Genomic DNA, 21276 nt, shown 5'->3' on the forward strand with positions numbered 1-21276 from the left:
GGCCAGCCGACAACCAACTATCTGAGGGAGGGACCGACGTGACGACCGGACTGCGCCGCGCCGCAATGGCTCTCGTGGTATTTGTCGTGGTGTGCGCCATGTGTGCATTCGGGTTGCTTGCAGTCTTCGCGCAATTGAGATTCGACGATGTTCAGGCATACCGGGCGGTCTTCTCGGATGTTAGTGGCCTCAAGGAAGGCGACTTTGTCCGCATTGCGGGCGTGGAGGTTGGCAAGGTCAAGAAGATCTCGATTACCAAGGAGGGGACCGCCCTCGTCGAGTTCTCTGCCAACGCAACCGTGGCCTTGACGAACAGCACTGCCGCGGCAATCCGCTGGGCTGACCCCATCGGCACCCGTTACCTTGCGTTGCTGGAAGGAGCCGATGGAGCGCGCAAGCTCAACCCCGGCGACATAATTCCGATCGATAGAACCGAGCCAGCGCTGGATCTCGACACACTTCTCGGTGGCTTTCGACCGCTGTTCCGTGCACTCGAACCAGACCAGGTAAACGCCCTGAGTGGCCAGCTAATTCAAGCCTTTCAAGGCGAAGGCGCAACGATTGGCTCGTTCCTGACCGAAGCGGCTGCCGTCACCACCAAGCTCGCGGATCGTGACCACTTAATCGGGGAGGTGATCAACCACCTCAACGCCGTTCTGCAATCACTGGGTGACCAAAGCAATCAGTTCGCCAAGGCGGTGGATTCACTGTCATCACTGGTTAGAGGACTAGCCGAGAAGAGGTCGGACATAACGAACGCCGTGGCGTACACCAATGCGTCTTCGGCAACGATCACCGACCTCTTACAGCGGATAAGACCATCCTGGAAGGCCAACACGGTCCAGTCGGATCGCGTGACCTCGATTGTTCTCGCCGACCACGACTACTTCGACAACCTTCTCAATACGTTGCCGGATTCGTACCGGAAACTCAGCCGTCTCGGCCTCTACGGCGACTTCTTCACTTACTACCTGTGCGATGTGTTCTTGAAGGTTAACGGCAAAGGGGGCCAACCGGTGTACATCAAGCTGGTTGGCCAAGATTCGGGGCGGTGTTCGCCGAAATGAGACCCTTCGCGGATCGAAGTCCGTTCATCATCGGGCTTGTCGGCATGTTGCTATGCGTGGTGATAGCGGGGGCCACGCTGAACTACGACAAGCTGCCTTTCGTCACGACGGACAAGCAGTACTCGGCGTTCTTCGCCGAGGCGGGTGGATTGAAGGTCGGCGCGCCGGTGGAGGTCGCTGGCTACCGGATCGGATCGGTGAAATCCATCAGCTTGGATGGCGCCCGCGTGTTGGTGAAATTCGCCATAGACAAGGACGTACACCTGGGAAGCCGCAGCGAAGCGAACATTAGAACTAAGACCCTGCTGGGGGCCAAGCTACTTCAAATCACCACATTGGGCGACGGTGAGCTGACGGCGCCCATCCCGATCGAACGGACAAAGGCGCCGTACCAGTTGCCGGATGCGCTGGGTGACTTGACGAGGACGATCAGTGGCATCGACACCGGGACAATGACTAACGCGTTAGCGACCCTCTCAGAGACATTTCGAGACACCCCGCCCGAGTTGAAGGAAGCGGTCGACGGCGTGGCGCGCTTCGCGCAGACGCTGGATGCGCGCGATGCGCAGCTGCGAAGTCTATTGGCGAATGCGAGTAAAGCTACGCACGTGCTATCCGAGCGTACTGACCAACTCGTGGGATTGGTCGGCAGTACCAACGCACTCTTGATCGAACTGCGGTCCCAAAGCGTTGCGGTAGATAATATCTCGGCAAACCTGTCGGCGTTCGCTCGACAACTCAAGGCCTTCATAAACGAGAACCAAACAAGTCTGCGCCCGGCACTCGACAAACTGAATGGTGTTCTCACGCTCGTTGACAACCGAAAGGACCGGATCCAGCAGGCGGTCAAGTATCTCAACCAGTACGCTTTGTCGCTCGGCGAGGTCGTAGGGTCCGGGCCCTTTTTCAAGGCATACATCGTCAACCTGCTTCCGGGGCAGTTTATCCAACCGTTCATCGACGCGGCCTTTTCAGATTTGGGCTTGGATCCCAACGTGTTGCTGCCCTCCCATCGGACGGACCCGCAGACTGGGCAGCCAGCTACCCCACCGCTACCGGTGCCATACCCTCGAACAGGCCAGGGCGGCGCGCCTCGCCTCACGCTGCCGGACGCCATTACCGGCAACCCTGGCGATCCAAGGTACCCATATCGGGAGCCGCTGCCTGCGCCGGCGCCGGGCGGTCCGCCGCCGGGTCCGCCCGCACCGGCCGCACCAGGACCGGGGTCTACTCCGGAGCCCACTCCGTCTCCGGTGTATCACCCCGCCCCGAACGAGGTGCCGCCCCCAGGCGCCCCGCCGGTACCCGGACCCACAGGAGGAGGACAGTGAACGCATCGCGCAGAGCCAAAATTGCGCTTTCAGTGGCCCTCGGCATGATGCTCGTCGGCGGAATCGCTGTTGTGGCAATCGGTCTCGGCGCAGAGCGCAAGACCCGCATCACCGCATACTTCGACAACACCAACGGACTGTTCTCAGGTGACGAAGTGCGCATCCTTGGTGTGGCCGTCGGCAAGGTCGACACAATCGTCCCCCAGCCGGATCGGGCGAAGGTCACGATGTATGTCGACTCCAAGTACAAGATTCCGGCCAATGCGATGGCTGCGATCCTCTCGCCGCAACTAGTCACCGCTCGCGCCGTGCAATTGACTCCTGCTTACACCGGCGGACCAGTCATGAGCGATGGCGCGGTGATTCCTTTGGACCGCACCGCTGTTCCGGTGGAATGGGACGACCTACGTCAAGAACTCCAAAAGCTAACTGACGCCTTGCAACCCACCAAGGACGGCGGGCTCAGCAAGCTTGGCGAACTCGTCAGTACGGCCGCCAACAACCTGCGTGGCCGTGGTGTTGACATCCGCCAGGCTGTGGTAAAGATGGCGCAAGCCCTGTCTATATTAGGCGACCACAGCGACGACATATTTCTGACGATCAAGAACCTCGCCACCGTAGTGTCTGCGCTTCAGGACAGCACCGACGCGATGCAGGCGATGAACCGCAATTTGGCTGCGGTCACCTCGCTGCTCGCCGACGATCCCGACGAAGTCGGGCACGCAATCGCAGACCTTAATGCGGTCGTTGGTGACGCAAACCACTTCATTGCAGACAATCGCGAAGCGCTGGGGACCACTGCGGACAAGCTTGCGTCAATCACTACTGTCGTCCACGACAGCGTCGATGACATCAAACAGGCGCTACACGTCTTTCCAAACGTATTGCAGAACGTGACCAACATCTTCCAGCCTGCACAGGCATCCCTCACGGGCGCTCTGGCCATGACCAACTTCAACAATCCAATCTCATTCTTGTGCGGCGCAATTGAGGCAGCGTCGCGGCTCGGGAATGAGCGGTCGGCGAAGCTTTGCGTCCAATACCTTGCACCAATTATCAAGAACCGCCAGTGGAACGCACTTCCTATTGGGTTAAATCCGTTTGTCGGTGCGGCAGCGCGACCGAACGAGATCACATATACAGAAGACTGGATGCGTCCGGACTTTGTGCCTGCACCACCTCCGGTGTCGCCGCCGCTTGCGCCAGCCCCGACGGATGTGCAGGCATCGGCGGCGCCAGGCGGCCCGGCTTCGGCGGAACAAGGAGCTACGGCTAGCGCAGGCGACGCAATTCCTACGAACCCGGCGCAAGGACTACCCGGCATGATGGTTCCGCCCGGAGGTGGCTCGTGACTAAGGCCGCGCAAAACATCAAATTGGGTCTAGCCTTGGTCGTTACGCTTCTGGTCGTCTCGTGCGTGCCTGGTTGCCAATGGCAGGGACTGAATTCGATAGCGATGCCAGGCACAGCGGGCCGCGGTGATCACGCTTTCGAAGTGCGCGCCCAAATGCGCGACGTCGGTTACCTCGAGGAAAACTCGCGCGTTCGGGTGGGCGACGCGAACGTTGGGACGGTAACCAAGATCGAGCGCGAGGGGTGGCACGCATTAATCACCATGAGGCTCAACGGCGATGTCCATCTTCCGGCCAACGCCACGGCGACCCTTGGCCAAACCAGCCTACTAGGCTCGCTGCACGTCGAACTCGCGGCGCCGACGGTAGGCCCACCCGTAGGTCGACTGACAAATGGGGCATTAATCCCACTGCGCAGCTCGGCGGCGTTCCCGCGAACCGATCAGACGCTGGCTGTCATATCCCTGCTGCTCAACGGTGGCGGTGTGGGCGAGGTCCAAGACATAGTGCGGGCGTTCTCGACCGCGCTTAGTGGCCGGGGGAAGGACCTCAAGAGCCTCATCCGTCAAATCAACGAGTTCGTTGGTCGGCTCCATGGGCAGACAGATGACATCATCGCTGCCACCGAGAGCTTTAACCGGCTTGTTAAACAGTTGGCAGATCAGAAGCCTGTATTGGACAACGCATTGCGTACAGTGCCCAATGCACTTGAGGTCCTGAACGCCCGGCGTGATCACCTCACCGAGGCATTCAAAGCGTTCGGGCAGTTCAGCGCACTCGCCACCAAAGCGGTTAATTCCACGAAGCAAAACTTGGACCAGGAACTGCGTGACTTCGGCCCGATTCTGCAGTCGCTGGCCGACGCTGGACCGTCGTTGACTAGAGGTTTGAGCCTGCTCGCTACCTTCCCATGGGCGGACGAAACGTTAGGCAACATGGTTCGCGGCGATTACGTCAACGTGGGCCTGACTGTCGACCTGACCCTCAGTCGAATCGACAGAAGCCTCTTCACCGGCACCCGTTGGGAAGGTAACTTGACTGAACTCGAAATGCAGTGGGGTCGCACCATCGGGCAGTTACCAAGCCCTTACACGGCAGGCAATCCGCTTGTGGCTCCCTATAATTGGAATCAGGGACCGTGACATGCGCCTTACCAGATTAGTGCGAGGGCAGCTCGTGGTATTCACGATCATAACCGTGATCGCCGGCGCTGTAATCCTCTTCGGATACATCAAGGTCCCGGCGATGATGGGTATCGGTCGCTACGTAGTCACCGTGCAGCTGCCGCACGCTGCTGGCCTATATACCGGCGGAAATGTGACATACCGCGGCACCGAGGTCGGGCGGGTAAAGCGCGTGCATCTCACCAATAATGGTGTAGTAGCGGAGCTATCACTACGGTCGGACATCGCAATTCCAGCTGATACGGACGCACAGGTGCACAGCGCATCGAGCATTGGTGAGCAGTACGTCGCGTTGTCACCCCGCACCGGCAACGGCCCTACACTCCACGACGGTTACGTGATTCCGCTGAATCGCGTAACCGTGCCGCCCGACATCAATGAGCTAGTCAACGCCGCCAACCGTGGTCTGAAGGCGATTCCGCGCGACGACGTGCGAACGGTGATCGACGAGTCTTACGCTGCCGTCGGTGGCCTAGGTCCGGAACTCTCCCGGATCGTCGCCGGGTCGACCAAGCTGGCCATCGACGCTGATAAGAACTTGGGCACGCTTACGGATGTGATCGATCGGATCAAGCCCGTGCTGGATTCACAAGCATCGACGTCCGACGAGATCCAATCCTGGGCCGCCCATATCGCCACAGTTACTAGGCAAGTTCGAGACAACGATTCTTCATTCGCGGGTCTGCTCCAGAATGGTCCTGCCGCGGTTGACGAAGCACGACAGCTCGTGGAGCGGCTCCGGCCAACGCTACCGGTACTGCTCGCGAACCTGGTGAGCGTCGGCCAGGTGGCCGTAGCTTACCAGCCGGCGATCGAGCAGCTGTTGGTGTTACTGCCCGAGGGAGTTGCCGCAATGCAGGCACACGCGCTTGCGAATAAGGACAGCAAGCACCCCGGAGGGTATCTGGACTTCAATCTCAACCTGAATCTGCCGCCGCCGTGTACCACCGGGTATTTACCTGCCCAGCAGCAACGTACTGCGAACTTCGAGGATTCACCCGAGCGTCCAGCGGCTGATTTATATTGCCGGATACCGCAAGACGCGCCCAATGACGTTCGCGGGGCACGCAATTATCCGTGCCTTACCCGGCCAGGGAAGCGTGCGCCTACGGTCAAGATGTGTGAGAGCGACGAACAGTACGTGCCGCTCAACGACGGCAACAACTGGAAGGGCGACCCAAACGCCACGTTGTCGGGACAAGACATCCCGCAACTTGCACCCCCGACGCCGCCAGTCCAGATACTGCCGCCAATTGGCATCGCAAACTACGACCCCGCGACAGGCACGTATGTCGGTCCAGATGGACACGTCTACACCCAAGGTGATCTAGCTCAGAGTCCGGGGGGAAGGACGTGGCAATCAATGTTGACGCCTCCGACACGCTAAGGCGTGCCTTTGAGGCTGATGTTGACGGCGCGGCGAATCGCGTCAAGAGTAAGTACCGGAACCGACGCGGATAGGCTCCGTGCCAAGGATATTCGATCAGTGCTGATAACTGCATTGGTGGCCAGCTGTGTTGGTCGTCAAGGGAATATCGGCCGCACTACCGCTACCACGGGCCGAAAGTCGCTTCAGCGCGTATGCCTTGTGCGTGAGGGCAATCCGTAATCAGCGCCTTCGCGCACGGGTCTTGACTTCGATCAGTGAGTTCGAGTCGATAAGTCTCCCAAGAGATATCGCAAATAGCGTCCTGACGAGCACCGCCCCAAGTCACCGATCACACCCTGTCTCCAATTTGCTTTGACCAACTGGTCGACGTGAGCGAGAAGTGGATTAAACACCGCGATCGGCGACTACCGCGCACACACGATAACCAGATCTACTGAATTGGCCGCGAAGAAAGTCAGAACGATTGAAAGTCCACTGGACTATCGCGCGAATCCATGACAGTACGGCGTTGTAATCGATTGGAGCACTGCAGGTGTACATCGCGTCAGCCCCTCGAGAACCAGAACCGTATCCCTGCAGCGCATTGCGCGTGGCCCGTCACGAGCAAAGGGAACAGATCAAGTGACCGGCACTACCGTCGAAGGGCTGGTATTGCCCGGCAGACTCGGTAACCCCGATCTCACATTCGGTGAAGACCCTCGAGCCGACCCGAGGCTTGTGGCGGCCCTGGCGCGTTTCGGGCTCGACGGCCACTCCGACCTGCCGCCGGTCACGCCGAACTCGCCGTCGTCCGACATCCTTAACTTCGCGAACGGACTCGAGCGGCAGTTTCAGGGCTTGTTCGACGCGCTGTTCGCCGATGTTGCGCCGGCAGTTGGCGTAAATCGTGACGAGGTAACTATTTCCGCTCCCGACGGCCATCAGATTCGGTTGTACATACATGCGCCAGCGGATCGCGGTAGCGGGCGAATCCCGTGCATCGTTCACTTCCACGGTGGTGGGATGAGCATTATCACCGCGGCTGACCGCCCATACGTCGTATTTCGGGATGCGTTGGCGGAGTGCGGATCTCTTGTCATCGGTGTCGAGTTTCGCAACGCCGCAGGATGTCTGGGCCACCATCCGTTCCCGGCGGGGCTCGACGACTGCGAATCGGCGTTGCGGTGGGTGTTCAACCAGCGCGCCGCGCTAGGGGTTGGAGCGATCACCCTCGTGGGTGAATCCGGAGGCGGGAACCTCGCACTATCGCTTGCCTTGCGCGCTGTTCGCGACGGCTGGGCTCAGCAGATCGGCGGTGTGTACGCCCAGTGCCCCTTCATCTCCAACCAGTGGTCCCAGCGCCCGCTCGCATTCCCCTCAATGCGCGAGAACGACGCCTACGTGGTGTCGTGCGCGCTGCTAGCCATCCTCGGCGCCACCTATGACCCGACCGCAAGCCATTCGTCGGACCCAACGTGCTGGCCGCTAATGGCGCGCGACGATGAGCTGACCGGTCTACCGCCCCATGTCATTTCGCTCAATGAACTAGATCCCCTCCGCGACGAAGGCCTCGCATACATGCGGCGGCTGCGCACCGCGGGCGTCAGCGTCGTCGGTCGCACGGTACATGGCACTTGCCACGCGGCCGACATCATGTTCGGCCCGGTCATCCCCGACATCTTCGCTGCGTCGGTCGGCGATGTGAGCAGGTTCGCGCATTTCCAGTCAACGCTAGGAGAGATAAATTGACGGATTCGGTTCGGGAATCAGGTCTCGTTGCCGGCAAGGTGGCCGTTGTCACCGGGGCTGCGAGCGGGCTTGGTCGCGCGATCGCGCTGGCACTTGATCGCGAGGGTGCAAAAGCTGTCGTTGTGGCAGACCTGCACCGTGAGCCGCGTGAAGGTGGTCCCGCCACAGATGTGGTCTTGCGATGTCCATCAAAGTACGTGGAGTGCGATGTCACTAACCCGGACGATGTCGAGCGGGCTGTTTCAGCGGCCGATGAGTTCGGTGGAGTGGACATCATGGTGAATAACGCCGGAATCGTCGTCATTAAGCCGTTCTTAGAGTTCACAGAAGACGAGTACGACCGCCAGATGGCTGTCAATGCCAAAGGGGTGTTCTTCGGAACGCAAGCGGCGGGGCGGCGGATGGCCCAAAGAGGTGCAGGTGTGATCGTCAACATGTCCAGCGTCGCCGCACTGGCTGGCTCGGCGGACTGGAGTGGGTATTCGGCATCGAAAGCTGCGGCAAAGCTGATCAGTTCGTCAGCTGCGCAAGCCCTCGCACCTAGTGGCGTACGGGTCAATTCGCTGCATCCGGGGTTAGTCACCACGGAGATGGCGCGCAGCGACCTCGGCGTCGCCGATGGGGACGTGGCGAAAGCCTTTGCCATACCGTTTGGTCGGGCGGCGTGCCCGGATGAGATAGCCGACGTGGCGGTAGTGATGTGCAGCGATCTGTCCCGCTACATGACGGGCTCCGCCGTGGTTGTCGATGGCGGCATGATCAACACCCTCTGATAGCCGAGCGTGTGTTGCCAAACGACGAAGGATTAGGTCAATGATTGCCATTATTGGTGCCGGCTTTGGCGGGATCGCTACCGCGGTGCAACTTACCCGCCGGGGCATTGAGGACTTCGTGGTCTTCGAGCAATTCGACGGGCCGGGCGGTGTGTGGATGGCCAACACCTATCCCGGATGCGAAGTTGACATCAATTCGCTGATTTACTCGTTTTCATTCATGCCGTACGACTGGACACGAACCCACCCCTCGCGCGACGAGCTGCAGCGTTACGCAGAGGACACGATCGACCACTACAAGATACGTGACCACTTCCGGTTCGGATGTGCAGTCGAGAGTGTCGAATGGGACGACCCCACCTCGAGCTACCGCCTGACTCTGGCCGACGGTACGACATACCGGGCGGAAGTGGTGGTCGCCGCGTCCGGATTCTTAAGCCGGCCAAAGTATCCGGAGTTGCCGGGCCTCAATACGTTCCAGGGCCCGGTGTTCCACACCGCGCGCTGGGAGCATGAGCACGACCTCACTGGCAAACGTGTCGCTTTGGTAGGCACCGGGTCGTCTGGCATCCAGGCAACGTCGCAACTTTCGAGGTATGTTGACCAGCTGTTCGTCTTTCAGCGCGAACCCGGCTGGATAGTGCCGAAACGGGCGAAGCCATACGCTCCCCGGACACGCGCGCGGCGACGTCGCTGGCCCTGGACGCAGAGGCTGGAACGCGCCGGGCAATGGCTGTATCTCGATATTGCCGTACGGAATGCCTGGAAGGTCGGCTCAATACAGAACCGGCTATTTGAACGATACTGTCGGCGCTACATCGATAAGAGTATTCGCGACCCGAAGTTGCGGGCACTCGTCACACCCAATTACCCATTCGCGTGCAAACGCCCAATTTTCGACGATAATTACTTCCATGCACTCCAACGACCGAATGTGACGCTCGTCCCGCTGGCCGTCAAACATCTCACCAAAGACGGCATCGTCGCGACAGATGATAGTGAACGAAAGATTGATGCGGTAATACTGGCCACCGGGTTTCGTGCCCAGGAGTACCTTTCGAGCCTGCGGGTCCGCGGCCGTGGTGGGCGCGACCTCCACGAGATGTGGGCGGACGCTCCGACCGCATTCCTGGGAATCACGGTTCCAGACTTTCCCAACTTCTTCATTGTCTATGGGCCAAACACCAACGGGGGCAACTCAATTGTCTTCCAGATTGAACGCCAGGTTAACGCCATCACGCGGATGATAACGCGGCTCGGCGGTACGAACGGCGTAATCGACACTAAGCAAGCGGCTTTCGATCGCTTCGTCACCTGGGTCGACGCCCAGAATCGAAAACGAACCGATGCCACGAACTTCTGCCACAACTACTATCATTCCGCTAGCGGACGCAACGTGACGCAGTGGCCACTGGGGAGCGTTGACTATTGGGTGCTAACCAAATTGCTGCCGTACTTCGCCATGAAGGTCGACAGGTCGGGTCATGTGACCGCCAACATGTGCATAGACGGACCGGCGCTGAAGGAAAGTGGCGATCCGGCGGCGGGCGCATCCAAATCGACCGCGCTGACGGCTCACATCGACACGATCGACAGAGGTTCGCAGCGCTAAAGCCGTTGAATCTCCTTGCTATTCACGGCCGCGTCGGCCCATCAATGCCTCGGCGCTCACGTACGAAGACTGCGAGCGTGGCAACGCCTCGGTCGCAATTAGCCTAGGAAGACCGGCGATGACCGCGTCCGGAGGCGCGAGTGCTCTTGCGTGGGCCCCTGGGTAGATTTAGTAATGAGATAGTCGTTTCGGCAATCTGCTCGGCCGTCACCTTGTCGGCTGGTCGGTACCAGCGGCATACCCAGATCAGCATGCCAAGCATCAGACGGGTGGCGATCACAGGGTCGCTCTTCTCCAAGTATCCCGCATCCATGCAGTCGCTGACGACGCGGGCCCAACGCCTCTCAAACTGTCTGGTCCATTTCCGCCAGCGACGGTATACATCGGTCGGGAGGCCTCCCCCGCCGAAAAACACCGGTAGATAATGGCGCATCTGGATGACACCCTCCGCCTGCAACCTGATCATCGCCGGGAGCTGCGCACCTGGGTCCGTTTCTTCGGCGAGCACTCGCTCAATCCCAACGGTCAACTCGCGTGCGCTGCGCTCGAACAGTATTCCCAAGAGATCTGCCTTAGTTGGGACTGTGCGATAGAGAGTCGCCCTGGAGACCGATAACCTGTCCGCGGTCCGCGCGATCGATACCGCCTCGATACCGCCCTCAGCAAACAACGCGGCTACGGCGTCTGCAACCGCGTCACGATCGATCTGCCGGCGCGGACGGCCACGAGGACGTCGCGTATCGTCGTCGTCACCTGTCGAATTGTTGACCGCCACTCACGCCTCCATCCGTAGCGCCCGCCGAACGAGAACATTACGCGAGGAAGCGACCACACCCACCTCGAGCCAGAGTGTTTTGCTTGCAGGCCTGGGTGTCTAGGAGGTACGAAATCCGAGATCGATCTCGTGGATCCGTCGCGCCAAGTTGAGCGGACTGCTACTCGTGTAGGGCCCGCCACCGGCGAGCGTCGTCCGTGGGGTGTCTGCTTAACTCGCGGTTAGCGGTCTGTAGTCAACGGGGGAACGACACGACAGTTGAACGCATTCGGTCTCGACTTTCGCCACGGGAACGATCGATGCGTTCGTCACGCCGGGCTCGTGGTACTAAAGCCAAGTATTAGCGAATTGCGCTGGCGACGTCGCCGGCCATCGCGCTTAGCTGTGCTGCCCACGTGCCCCAGCCATGATCGCCGCTCGTTGGAAAGTCGAAGTGACCGTTGGTGCCACCGATAGTGCGGTATTGGGTGTAGAAGGATCGGTTGCTACCTTGAGCTTGATCGGCATACCCGATCATGCTCGCCGGATCGCTTGCGGTGAGTGTCTGAGGGGAGAAAACCCACAGCCTCGTGCCGTTGTCGATTAGCAATTGACAATGGACGTAGGGGTCGTGCCACTTCCACCTGCCGAGCTGGGCGGCACCCCACATCAGATTCGTATCCGCGTCGCCGTACCGCATCATGCCGTCATGCAGGGCGCCGTTGATCGCAGTACTCGACGGGTACAAGAATCCCGACATCGAGCCGGCGTAACGAAAGCGGTCCGGGTGAAACTCAGCAAGTGTGATCGCTGCCGTGCCGCCCTGTGAAGCGCCGACGACGGCGTGTCCCCCAGCCGCGACACCCTTGTTGGCTGCAAGCCAGTCTGGCAACTCACTGGAAAGAAACGTCTCCCACTGTTTACTGCCGTCTTGCTCCCAGTCGGTGAAGAGGCTGTAGGCGCCACCCGCTGGGGCTACGACAGATACCCCCTTACCGGCGAAGGCGTTCATCCCATTGCCCACCGTTACCCAGTTGCTAATGTCCGGCGCCGCGTTGAAGGCATCGAGCAGGAACACCGCATGCGGTCCTCCCGCCCGGAAAGCGACCGGGATATCACGACCCATCGCCGCCGACGGAACCACCAGATACTCAACGGGGTCGGCCTTTGCGCGCGCCGCGTGCCACATGCACAGCGTTAGAGCCAGCGCCAGTACCATCCTTAGGATGCCGACCGCCCTTCTTGTGGCTAGAACCCTGCACCGGTTCAATGGTGACATATCTGAATTCGCCTCTCAAACAGCTGATTTCGGGGATGCCGAATTGCGGCCGGCCCGGATTCGACTTGCTTCAGCGAACCCAGCACGCATTTTGTGTCGTGCTGCTCATATGTCTCTCGCCACGGCATCGACGGATGATGTTGTAGGCAATCAATTTTGCGGATTGCCGAACTCCGGGGCATGATCCACAGAGGGCGGCGGCTGTCCCGTCGCGGGCCTAAAGCGAGCGGAAGGTGGAGCGGCGGCTATAGCGGGTTGGCCGCTAGCCCCGCTGCCTGACTTGACCTGGCGTGCACAGTGGTTGGCTGCGGCGTAGCCCGCCACCATTGCTGATCCGATCGTCGCGCCAGGACCGGGATAGGTATCGCCCATAACTCCGGCGGATGAATTTCCAGCCGCATACAAGCCTTCGACTACCGAGCCATCCGGCCGGAGAACGCGGGAGTGCTCGTCGATGTCCAGGCCCCCCTTCGTACTAAGGTCACCAGGGCACATCCGTATCGCGTAAAACGGCGGCTTGTCGACTGGGCCAAGGTTGTCACGCAACTGCGTGGGATCGCCGTAAAATCGATCGTAGAAACTCTCGCCGCGGTGGAACAAGTGATCACGGCCAGCGTTCGCGTCGCGGTTAAATCGCTCAATCGTGGCGGCTAGCGACTCAGCGGAAACGTCAATCGCAGAGGCGAGAGCTTCCCAACTCTTGGCCCGTCTCATATAGCCCTTCTCGTACCAGGAGCGGGGGAAGGGCTGGTGCGGCATGATGCCGAAAAAGATGTAACGATTCTTCGCGCGCTGATCGAAAATCAACCAGGACGGAGACGTACGTGGACCGTCCGGCCCCTCGTCTTGGTCGTACATCTCGGCCCAGAAGTCGTCGTAGGAGACGGCTTCATTGCCATAACGCTCGCCTTGGTTGTTGACGATTAACGTACCCGGTAGTCCGCGTTCGCTCAGGACGATAAGCGGACGAGCTTCGTGTCCGGCCAACGGAACAACGACAGTCGGCATGCCCCACGCACGGTCCATCCGCGCTACTGCCGCGCCAACGGTTATTCCGGCGAGAATTCCAGATCCATCCTGACCGTCGTCCGGCGCTAGGCTCCAGTCGGCCCGGGTTGGTTGCCTCATATATTTGTCGCGCATCTCCTGGTTCTTGCTGAAGCCTCCGGCCGCGATGACTACGCCACATCGCGCGAGAATGAGCTTGCGCTTACCGGCGATACGAACCTGGGCACCCACAACCCGGCCGTCCTCGACGAAGAGTTCCTCTAGGGGCGTGGAGTAGGCAATCAGAACGCCTTCATCGCGCAGGGCGAGGCGCAACCGCGCGGCGAGGGCTTGTCCAATACTGAGCAGTTGCTGCCCGCGAGCGCGAGCAACGAGCGACCGCCAAAACACCTGGGCCGCTTTGACTCTACCGGCATTGGTCCGCATCATCATGTTGAGCGCTACATAATCCTCGAGGGTCACCGTCAATCCTTTGACCTCCATGGTCGGTGAGGGCGGCCGTAAGCGGCTGAGTTCAGGGCCCAGCAGGTTGCCATCGATCATGCGAGCCTCGATAGACCGACCCTCCGGCCTACCTCCAGGTTCCTCGGGCCGGTAGTCCGGGATTGAAACTGGGCTCCACCGAATCCATTTCGTGGCCTCGTCGAATTCGCTGACCATCGCCAAGCCATCACGAATGTATGCGTCACGACGTAGGTCGCTGACTGTGTCGCCAACCGTCGCCGCGAGGTAGGCACGCCCGGCCTCGAACGTGTCTATGTCGCCCGTTGCTGCACAGTACTTGTTACCCGGAATCCAAATCGCTCCACCGGAGATCGCGGTCGCGCCGCCAAAGTACTCCGTCGCTTCAACCACCACGGTGGACAGGCCTCGAAGCGCGGAAGTCAGCGCGGCGGTCATCCCTGCCGCACCCGAGCCCACAACGATTACGTCATAGGCGTCCTGCAGAGGGATAGCCATGATCGGGACCTCCTTAACTCGTGCTCGGCTGGCAGATCTGCACAGAAGAGCTAGATTGGATCGAATTGGGCGATGAGCCAGCGACCTTGAACTTTGTCGAGGGTGACCCGCACGCTCGAGGCGGTGTTGGTCGGCGGGTCTTCGCCGATCACGACGGTCTGGTTTACGAAGACCAAGACCTGTGCATGGTCGGCAGACGCGGCCAGGGGAGATGCCGCAGACACCTGGGCGGTTGCCGATATCTTCTTTTGACGCGAGCCGGGAATCACTACGTCGTGAACGAGGGACGTGTAGGCGTCCTTGAACTTCGACGTTAGTAGATCCCGAGCTGCGTTTAGATCACTCTCAACGGTCTCCGCCTTGTAGGACAACAACTTAACGGTGCTAGTGCTGGCGACACGCGTCGCTTCGGCCGCTCCCAGTTGCCCCGAGCGGAATGAACTATCCTGCCATTTGAGATATCCGGCGCCGATTGTCAGGATCATCACCAGGCCTGGAAGTAGTCCATACGCAACGACCCGATTCCACGAGGTCCGACCGAAGGGGCGAAGCGCTGACTTAGCGTGTCCGGAATCTGCACACTCTGGGTTCGGTACATCCGGTTCGTCGAAATCGATTGGAGCTTCGACGGTCTCGGTGTCCCTATCTTCAGCACTCGATTGCGGGTCAGCCTGTGATGATGCCGAGTCGGTGACACATTCAGTCGTCAGCGGCATAGTAAAATCCAATCGGGGATAGTTATATACGGCGTTGAATCGTGTTACGGCACGAACTGCACGTCGGAGACCTTAAAGTCGCCGCCTTGCCTCACCACATCGAGGCGCATGCGCCACCTGCGTGGTTCGGGTTCGGGTGTTCCGTTCAATGACGTCTTGACTGACACCGCTACGAGGACTCGTGCCAGGTCGCCAGATTGCGATTCCAATCCGGCGGCTTCGATCGTCCCCTGAGATGTTGACTGGGCCTGCTTCACTACCTCAGCAAATGGCTTCGATCGGTTCTGGAAATCGTCGTGAAAGCTGCCCGTGGAGGATTCCAAGATTCGTTGCAGGTTGGAATCGATTTCGGTGTAGCTGATTGTGGTCAGGGCCTGCGCGACTTTTCGGCCAGCCGCGATGAAATGGTTGCGCTGGTCGTCGGCACGGTGTGCGTTATAGCTGCGGTACCCTAACCAACCTGTCAGGCTGCCCACGGCGATCACTCCGATGACTCCTGCGATCATTGCCGTTCGCGCGCCTGTGTACCGATGATCCGGATCGCGGTTGCAGACGTCAAGATCGGCTTCGCAGTTGTCATCGGCTGCGCAGTTGTCTTTGCCCGACTCCGCTTCAACCGTGTCATCCATCGCTTCATCGCTAGTGGTCGGAACGCCAGGGTCTAACTGCGAAATTTCGTCTAGCTGGTGTCCAACGCCGTCAGCCTGAGCTTCCACACTTTCCTCCCAAATCCCGAGCCAGATTCGCATGCGCATGGGGTGCTTCCATCAAGGTCGATGTTTGCTCCGCGCATCTGCTGTTACCTAGTGGCAGCCAACCAGTGATGCGGCCCGGATCGCATCGAATCTTCCGAATCCGCTCTAGACAGGCTTAAGATTGCTAGCCGCCTGTCGATAACCATTTCACCCCGTACGTAGAACGATTAACGTCCCTGTTCTTGATGCAAACTCGGCAAGTTCAATGAATGGATCATCCAGGCTTAGCTGTCCAACCCCGACGCGCACCAATTCCTTTCTCGGTATACGAATATTCAGCGGTTTTGAATGCAGGTGTCTGAGTGCCCAATATTGCAGCGAGCGTGACGGACATGACAGCCGCCGGTCGTATCGTTCGGTCCACTTTTCGCAGTTGCGCAGCTAGGGGAGTCTCGGCACGGCAACCCGACGCCCTATCGCGGATTGGGGCTACCCACCAACTTTGGTACTCCCTTGGACTTCGGCCGGGGCCAGGCGGATGGGGTTCGTGGCCGTCGGTACGCGCCTCGGCCACGTTTCGTAGAGTTTGATCCACTTTTCGCGGCGTCATTTATCGAACGCCCTTGTCCGCCACGTTGCGCGCTACATTCATACTTGTTTCCAATAGCTACTAACGCAATCGGAAGGAGAACCTCTTGTCTGCTCCTAAAACTGACGCCTATGCGGTCATTGAGACTGCCTATAAGGCGGTGGACACCGCATTGAGTTCTGGAGACGCGGCGCCGTTCGCGGCGCTACTCGCCGATGATGTCGTCTTGGTTGAACCAGCTAGCCATCCTTTCCCCGGCGGCCGCTGGCAGGGTAAAGATGTAGTGGTGGAAGCAGTTGGCGGCATCCTATCCTCCATTGGTCTCACGCATGTGGACCTGCAGAACATTATCGATGATGGCGAAACCGTATGCGCGATCATCGAGATCACGAGTACGAACTCTGCCGGGCAGACCTTTCGTATGCCGATGATCGAAAAGTGGAATGTCAAGGACGGCAAGATTATTCATATCGAGCCGTATTATCACGACATTCCAGCCCTTAAGAGCCATATGTCTGCAACAAGCTGAGACCCAGGTCTGAATCAACTCATTTTCCTCGGCGATCGAATACCGCATCAGATTGGTGGGGCCCCGAGACGCGGCCGTGTCCGTGGCCACTGGATCCTGTTGTGGCGGAGATCAGAACGGCGCAAGCATCGTTGCCAGCGGCCAGCGGCCAGCGGCCAGCGCTCGGAGCTCTTGCAGCGCAAACCATCCGCAGCAGACCCTCTCGGGCGCCCTCGCCGGTTCCGTAAGGAGTTTTGCTCAGCACGCGCTGCCGTCGGTGAATTGATTCAGGGGTGCACACGGGAGGGCGAGGACAATGGAGATTGGTCGCGTTATCATATTCGGTGCCAGTGGATTCCAGGGCCTGCCGCAGGTCCAGCTCGCTGCAGCCTCGGGCTACCAGACGCGTGCAGTCAGTCGCAACACTCAGCGGTTCGCGGCTGCCGAGTATTCGGGAGTCGAGACGGTGGTGGCGGACTATGAAGACTCCGGATCGTTGCGGGAAGCATTTGCGGACGTAGATGCCATGTTCTTCCAGGCGCCTGCATTGGGTGACACCGATCGGCTTGCACGCCAGCTGGATAATCTAATTGCCGCCGCAACAGATGCGGGTCTGAAGTTGGCGATCATCAACTCGAGCATGTGGGCACCCGACGACCCGCCCTGCGGCGAACCGGTGTACGACGGTGTGGCCGCCATGGAGCAGCGGTTTGTGTCTTCAGGAATACCCTATGTGATATTCCGGCCCACACTATTTATGAATAATCTGCAAGGCCACTGGGTCAAGGAACAGATCATTGACGGGGTATATCCCTACTGCCACCGCGCGGACATGAAGGCCGACTGGATCTGCTTAGAGGACGTCGCCAAGTTCATGGTCGCGGCGCTCGAACGCCCGGATCTTCTCGGTCGCAAGATTCGGATCGGCGGGCCGCAGCGTCTCACGACTCTGCAGATGCTCGAGATATTGAGCGAGGCGGTCGGCAGAACTATTGAGCACCAGTGGATTACACCACGCGAATTTGGGGAGAGTTTCTGGCGCACCTTCGGGCACACGACTGGACTGGAGCGCGAGGCTTTCGTCAACGACGTCGACAGCTTCTACACTTTCAACAACTTCGCGCCCCAGAAACCGTTCGAGTGCAACTCTATCGCCGCGGTCGAACTTATCCCGGTCGAACTCACCAGCATGCGAACCTGGGCGGAAGCACAAGATTGGACCCGCCCAAACTGACGACTTCACATCCGGCGACCGCAGGTATCTGAATCCTTCGACAAGGCAATCAACAGATCTTGAGCGGCCCAGCCGGGTCGATGGCGGACGTGCCGCCAACTGCGGAGCCTGGCGTTAAGAGCTGCGGCCATGCAGCACGTGAATCCTCGCTTCGCGTGACGTGCCGCGCTTCTACCGCGCTACGAGCGCCGCGGTGGCTCGTGCGAGACGAGAAGTGAACTATTCCATGCGACAACCGGATATCGGGCGTGCTGGACCGGGTTTAGTGTCTTGACACGAAAACCATTGTGGCGCAGATGCCTCGAGCGCGCGGGAACAGACGCCGAAACGGAAGGGACAAGCGGATGCCGGACTTTGACGTCGTCGTGATCGGTTCTGGGGCAGCCGGGTTGTGTGCTGCGTTGGAGGCCAATCGTGCCGGTGCTCGTGTGCTAGTCGCTGAATCCGAGGCAGTGATCGGCGGTTCTAGTCGCCTATCGGGCGGGATCATCATGGCCGCAGGAACGCGGCTTCAGCAAGCACACGGTATCGAGGATAGCGTCGAGGACCTCTTCTACGAGTACATGACCTTCAACCAATGGAAGCTCGAGCCCGCCGTAGTGCACCGGTTGGTGGACAACGCCCGCTCAGCTGTGGAGTGGTTGGAAGATATGGGGGTCGAGTTCGTACCGGAACTGTATCCGGCGGGCAAAGAACGAGTGCGGCGGTCACATATGCCGGCTGGGGCGGGTCAGGCGGTGGTCAATGTTCTTCATGCGCAATGCAAACGGGCAGGTGTTGAATTTGCGATGGGGCGCCGCATTGACCGTCTGGTGGTCAGCGACGGACGCGTGAGGGGTGTGGCCGCCGGCGACGACGAGCTGAGCGCGAACAGCGTGGTCATCGCGACCGGAGGATTTGCCGCCTCGAAGGAGATGCTCCAAGAGTATTGGCCAGAGGGGCTGCAAGGCGGCGACTGGACCTGGTATATCGGCGAGGACGGGCATGGTTCTCGCGGGGACGCATTTGCTCTTGGCGCGCAGGTCGATGCGCAGATCGCGGGCCGCGGACGCGGAGTGATGCTACTGGAGCCCAACTTTGGGCATAACATCAACATTTACAACCCCGGCTGGCTCATCATGGTTAACGGCGAAGGGCGCCGATTCTTCGACGAAACCTATCCCTACTCCACCACACAACCAGCCGCCTTTGGCGAGCCAAAGCCGATTTACGCCATCTGGGACCATGGTGCCAAGTGTGCATCGAATGAGGTCCCCGACCTCAAAGATCTCTACATGCCGACCGAAGTCGCGACTTCCCATTGGCAGGAGCCGATTCTCGACGAGATGGCGGCGCGTGGTGTAGTCGTTCAAGCCGAGAGCATTGAGAAACTTGCCGCCGAGATTGGCATTTCACCGGAGAATCTCGCCGGCACCGTCGCTACCTATAATCGCGACGTAAGAAACGGCAAGGATAGCGCCTACTTCAAGCGTCCTGATTTGATGCGGTCCATCGATACGCCGCCGTACTACGCTACCGAGCTGCGCTTCTGCACGATCGGCCTGACCACGACCGGGCTGCGAATCAACGCCGATGCCGAGGTGATCGATGGGCGCTCCCAGGTCATTCCGGGCCTTTACGCAGCCGGTGAGTGCACCGGCGGGATCATCGGCGATGTCTACATGGGCACCGGCAACTCGTATGCAAATGCTGTTGTATTCGGCCGTGTTGCAGGGCAATCGGCCGCTGCGTCCGCACTCAGTCGAGCCGACCACGATGGTTCGGTCTGATATATGTGATGATGGTCGGGCCAGATTATTGGTGCGGTGCATCTCAATTAACTGGTAGCGCGGCGGTAGGGCCAAACATCGTAGGTCCATCAGGAGGAACGATTGCCACCTGCAGAACCGTGGGCGGGCTACCTCGCCCGAACCGTATACACACCACAGCAGGAGTGCTTCCGCCACAAAGTGCGCGAGTTCTTGTGTGGCGAAGTTGTATTGGAGTATCCGCAATGGCTGATCGACGGTAAGCCGTCGCGTCGATTCTGGGAGAGGGCAGCCCGCCTCGGTATGCTCGGTGTCGGCGTACCTGAGGAATACGGCGGCCTCGCCGGTTCAGATTATCGTCACAGCGCCGTCGTGACCGAGGAGATCCAGTCGCTGGGAATGGCGATCGGGGGCTTGCGAGTTCAGACGGACATCTGCGTGCCCTATCTGCTGAACCACGGCTCGGAGGACCAGCGGTGTTATTGGCTACCGCGACTGACCGCAGGGACGGCGGTCGCTGCGTTGGGCTTGTCCGAACCTGGCGCAGGCTCCGACCTGAAGGCGATGTCTACCCGCGCGCGCCGCGAGGGCGATTGCTACGTTGTCAATGGAGCGAAGACCTTCATATCTAATGGGGCCGTAGCGGACCTGCTCATACTGGCGGTGAAGACTGATCCAAGCGCTGGTCGCCGAGGAATCAGCTTGCTGCTCGTCGACACTACAACCACCGGTTTCCAGCACGGGCGCAAGCTGGAGAAGCTTGGTCTTCAGGCTCAGGATCTCGCGGAGATCTCCTTCACTGAGATGGTGGTGCCGGCTTCGTGCCTGCTTGGGGAGGAGAACGCCGGATTTGGCTACCTGACGTCCAACCTGGCTCAAGAACGCCTATCAATCGCGGTGAATTCACAGGCCGCTGCGGCGGCGGCGGTGGCGTGGACCACGGATATGTTGCGAGGTGAAAGTGCTGGCCAGGATGCGAAGTTCACCCTTGCTCAATGTGCCGCGGAGGTTGCTGCAGGTCAGTCAATGGTCGATCAGGCGCTGTCGTTGCACGTGGCGGATCGTCTAACGGGCGCGGACGCCGCGGCAGCGAAGTTGTACTGCACCGAGTTGCAGGGCCGCACGTTAGACCGCTGCCTGCGCCTATGGAACCCGGCCCATGTGATGTCCCCGGATTCTCGGATCGGAAACGCGTATCTCGACGGGCGGGTAAGTCGAATCTACGGTGGCTCTAGCGAGATAATGAAGGTCATCATTGCCCAGAGCCTGGGTCTATGAGCGTTCTATTGGGCTGTCTTGCTGGTGATCGAGCACCAGACATATTGTCTCCCTTGGTGAGAACGACGGC

General features: G+C 59.8%; 17 protein-coding genes. 12 read left to right on the forward strand and 5 right to left on the reverse strand.

Going from position 1 to position 21276, the window contains the following annotated elements:
- Positions 1-38 precede the first annotated feature (38 nt).
- The 8 genes from H0P51_RS00515 (at position 39) to H0P51_RS00550 (ending at position 10437) form a co-directional block, all read left to right on the forward strand.
- A complete protein-coding gene (locus H0P51_RS00515) occupies positions 39-1067 on the forward strand; it encodes an MCE family protein (protein WP_246398283.1) in 1029 nt (342 codons plus the stop codon).
- Positions 1064-2398, forward strand: a complete 1335-nt coding sequence (locus tag H0P51_RS00520) for an MCE family protein (protein ID WP_180916127.1) — start codon at positions 1064-1066, stop codon at positions 2396-2398. The genes H0P51_RS00515 and H0P51_RS00520 overlap by 4 nt, the downstream gene beginning before the upstream one ends.
- A gap of 44 nt (positions 2399-2442) precedes the next feature.
- The gene (locus H0P51_RS00525; protein ID WP_246398957.1) at positions 2443-3750 is read left to right on the forward strand and encodes a virulence factor Mce family protein; all 1308 of its coding nucleotides are present in this window, start codon (positions 2443-2445) and stop codon (positions 3748-3750) included.
- Positions 3747-4892 (forward strand): MCE family protein, encoded by a 1146-nt coding sequence (locus tag H0P51_RS00530; RefSeq protein WP_281373846.1) that lies wholly within the window; start codon positions 3747-3749, stop codon positions 4890-4892. Before H0P51_RS00525 ends, H0P51_RS00530 begins: the two co-directional genes overlap by 4 nt.
- Position 4893: 1 nt before the next feature.
- Complete coding sequence (locus H0P51_RS00535; protein ID WP_180916129.1) at positions 4894-6321, forward strand: MCE family protein; 1428 nt, start codon at positions 4894-4896, stop codon at positions 6319-6321.
- Positions 6322-6945: 624 nt separating this feature from the next.
- Positions 6946-8052 carry an alpha/beta hydrolase fold domain-containing protein gene (locus tag H0P51_RS00540; RefSeq protein WP_246398285.1) on the forward strand — a complete coding sequence of 369 codons (1107 nt, stop codon included), beginning with the start codon at positions 6946-6948 and terminating at the stop codon, positions 8050-8052.
- Positions 8053-8090: 38 nt separating this feature from the next.
- Positions 8091-8825, forward strand: coding sequence for an SDR family NAD(P)-dependent oxidoreductase (locus H0P51_RS00545; protein WP_213016717.1), 735 nt, complete (start codon positions 8091-8093; stop codon positions 8823-8825).
- Between the two features lie 40 nt (positions 8826-8865).
- Positions 8866-10437 carry a flavin-containing monooxygenase gene (locus H0P51_RS00550; protein WP_180916131.1) on the forward strand — a complete coding sequence of 524 codons (1572 nt, stop codon included), beginning with the start codon at positions 8866-8868 and terminating at the stop codon, positions 10435-10437.
- Positions 10438-10540: 103 nt separating this feature from the next.
- On the opposite strand, the gene H0P51_RS00555 is transcribed toward H0P51_RS00550, so the two are convergent.
- The 5 genes from H0P51_RS00555 to H0P51_RS00575 form a co-directional block, all read right to left on the reverse strand.
- Positions 10541-11212, reverse strand: a complete 672-nt coding sequence (locus H0P51_RS00555; RefSeq protein WP_180916132.1) for a TetR/AcrR family transcriptional regulator — start codon at positions 11210-11212, stop codon at positions 10541-10543.
- 340 nt (positions 11213-11552) lie between these two features.
- Positions 11553-12470: an alpha/beta hydrolase-fold protein gene (locus H0P51_RS00560; RefSeq protein ID WP_425488943.1), complete on the reverse strand. Its 918-nt coding sequence runs from the start codon at positions 12468-12470 to the stop codon at positions 11553-11555.
- Positions 12471-12620: 150 nt separating this feature from the next.
- Positions 12621-14378 (reverse strand): FAD-binding protein, encoded by a 1758-nt coding sequence (locus H0P51_RS00565; protein WP_213016718.1) that lies wholly within the window; start codon positions 14376-14378, stop codon positions 12621-12623.
- 110 nt (positions 14379-14488) lie between these two features.
- Positions 14489-14923: a hypothetical protein gene (locus H0P51_RS00570; protein WP_180918642.1), complete on the reverse strand. Its 435-nt coding sequence runs from the start codon at positions 14921-14923 to the stop codon at positions 14489-14491.
- Positions 14924-15198: 275 nt separating this feature from the next.
- Complete coding sequence (locus H0P51_RS00575; protein WP_180916135.1) at positions 15199-15783, reverse strand: mammalian cell entry protein; 585 nt, start codon at positions 15781-15783, stop codon at positions 15199-15201.
- Positions 15784-16544: 761 nt separating this feature from the next.
- Between H0P51_RS00575 and H0P51_RS00580 the strand changes: the two genes are divergently transcribed.
- The 4 genes from H0P51_RS00580 to H0P51_RS00595 all read left to right on the forward strand — a co-directional run bounded on the left by H0P51_RS00580 (position 16545) and on the right by H0P51_RS00595 (position 21206).
- Complete coding sequence (locus H0P51_RS00580) at positions 16545-16967, forward strand: nuclear transport factor 2 family protein (RefSeq protein ID WP_180916136.1); 423 nt, start codon at positions 16545-16547, stop codon at positions 16965-16967.
- Between the two features lie 295 nt (positions 16968-17262).
- Positions 17263-18180, forward strand: a complete 918-nt coding sequence (locus H0P51_RS00585; protein ID WP_180916137.1) for an SDR family oxidoreductase — start codon at positions 17263-17265, stop codon at positions 18178-18180.
- Positions 18181-18524: 344 nt separating this feature from the next.
- A complete protein-coding gene (locus tag H0P51_RS00590; RefSeq protein WP_180916138.1) occupies positions 18525-19949 on the forward strand; it encodes an FAD-dependent oxidoreductase in 1425 nt (474 codons plus the stop codon).
- A gap of 180 nt (positions 19950-20129) precedes the next feature.
- Positions 20130-21206, forward strand: a complete 1077-nt coding sequence (locus H0P51_RS00595; protein ID WP_246398287.1) for an acyl-CoA dehydrogenase family protein — start codon at positions 20130-20132, stop codon at positions 21204-21206.
- Positions 21207-21276 lie beyond the last annotated feature (70 nt).

It is taken from the genome of Mycobacterium vicinigordonae, assembly GCF_013466425.1.
Lineage (GTDB): Bacteria > Actinomycetota > Actinomycetes > Mycobacteriales > Mycobacteriaceae > Mycobacterium > Mycobacterium vicinigordonae.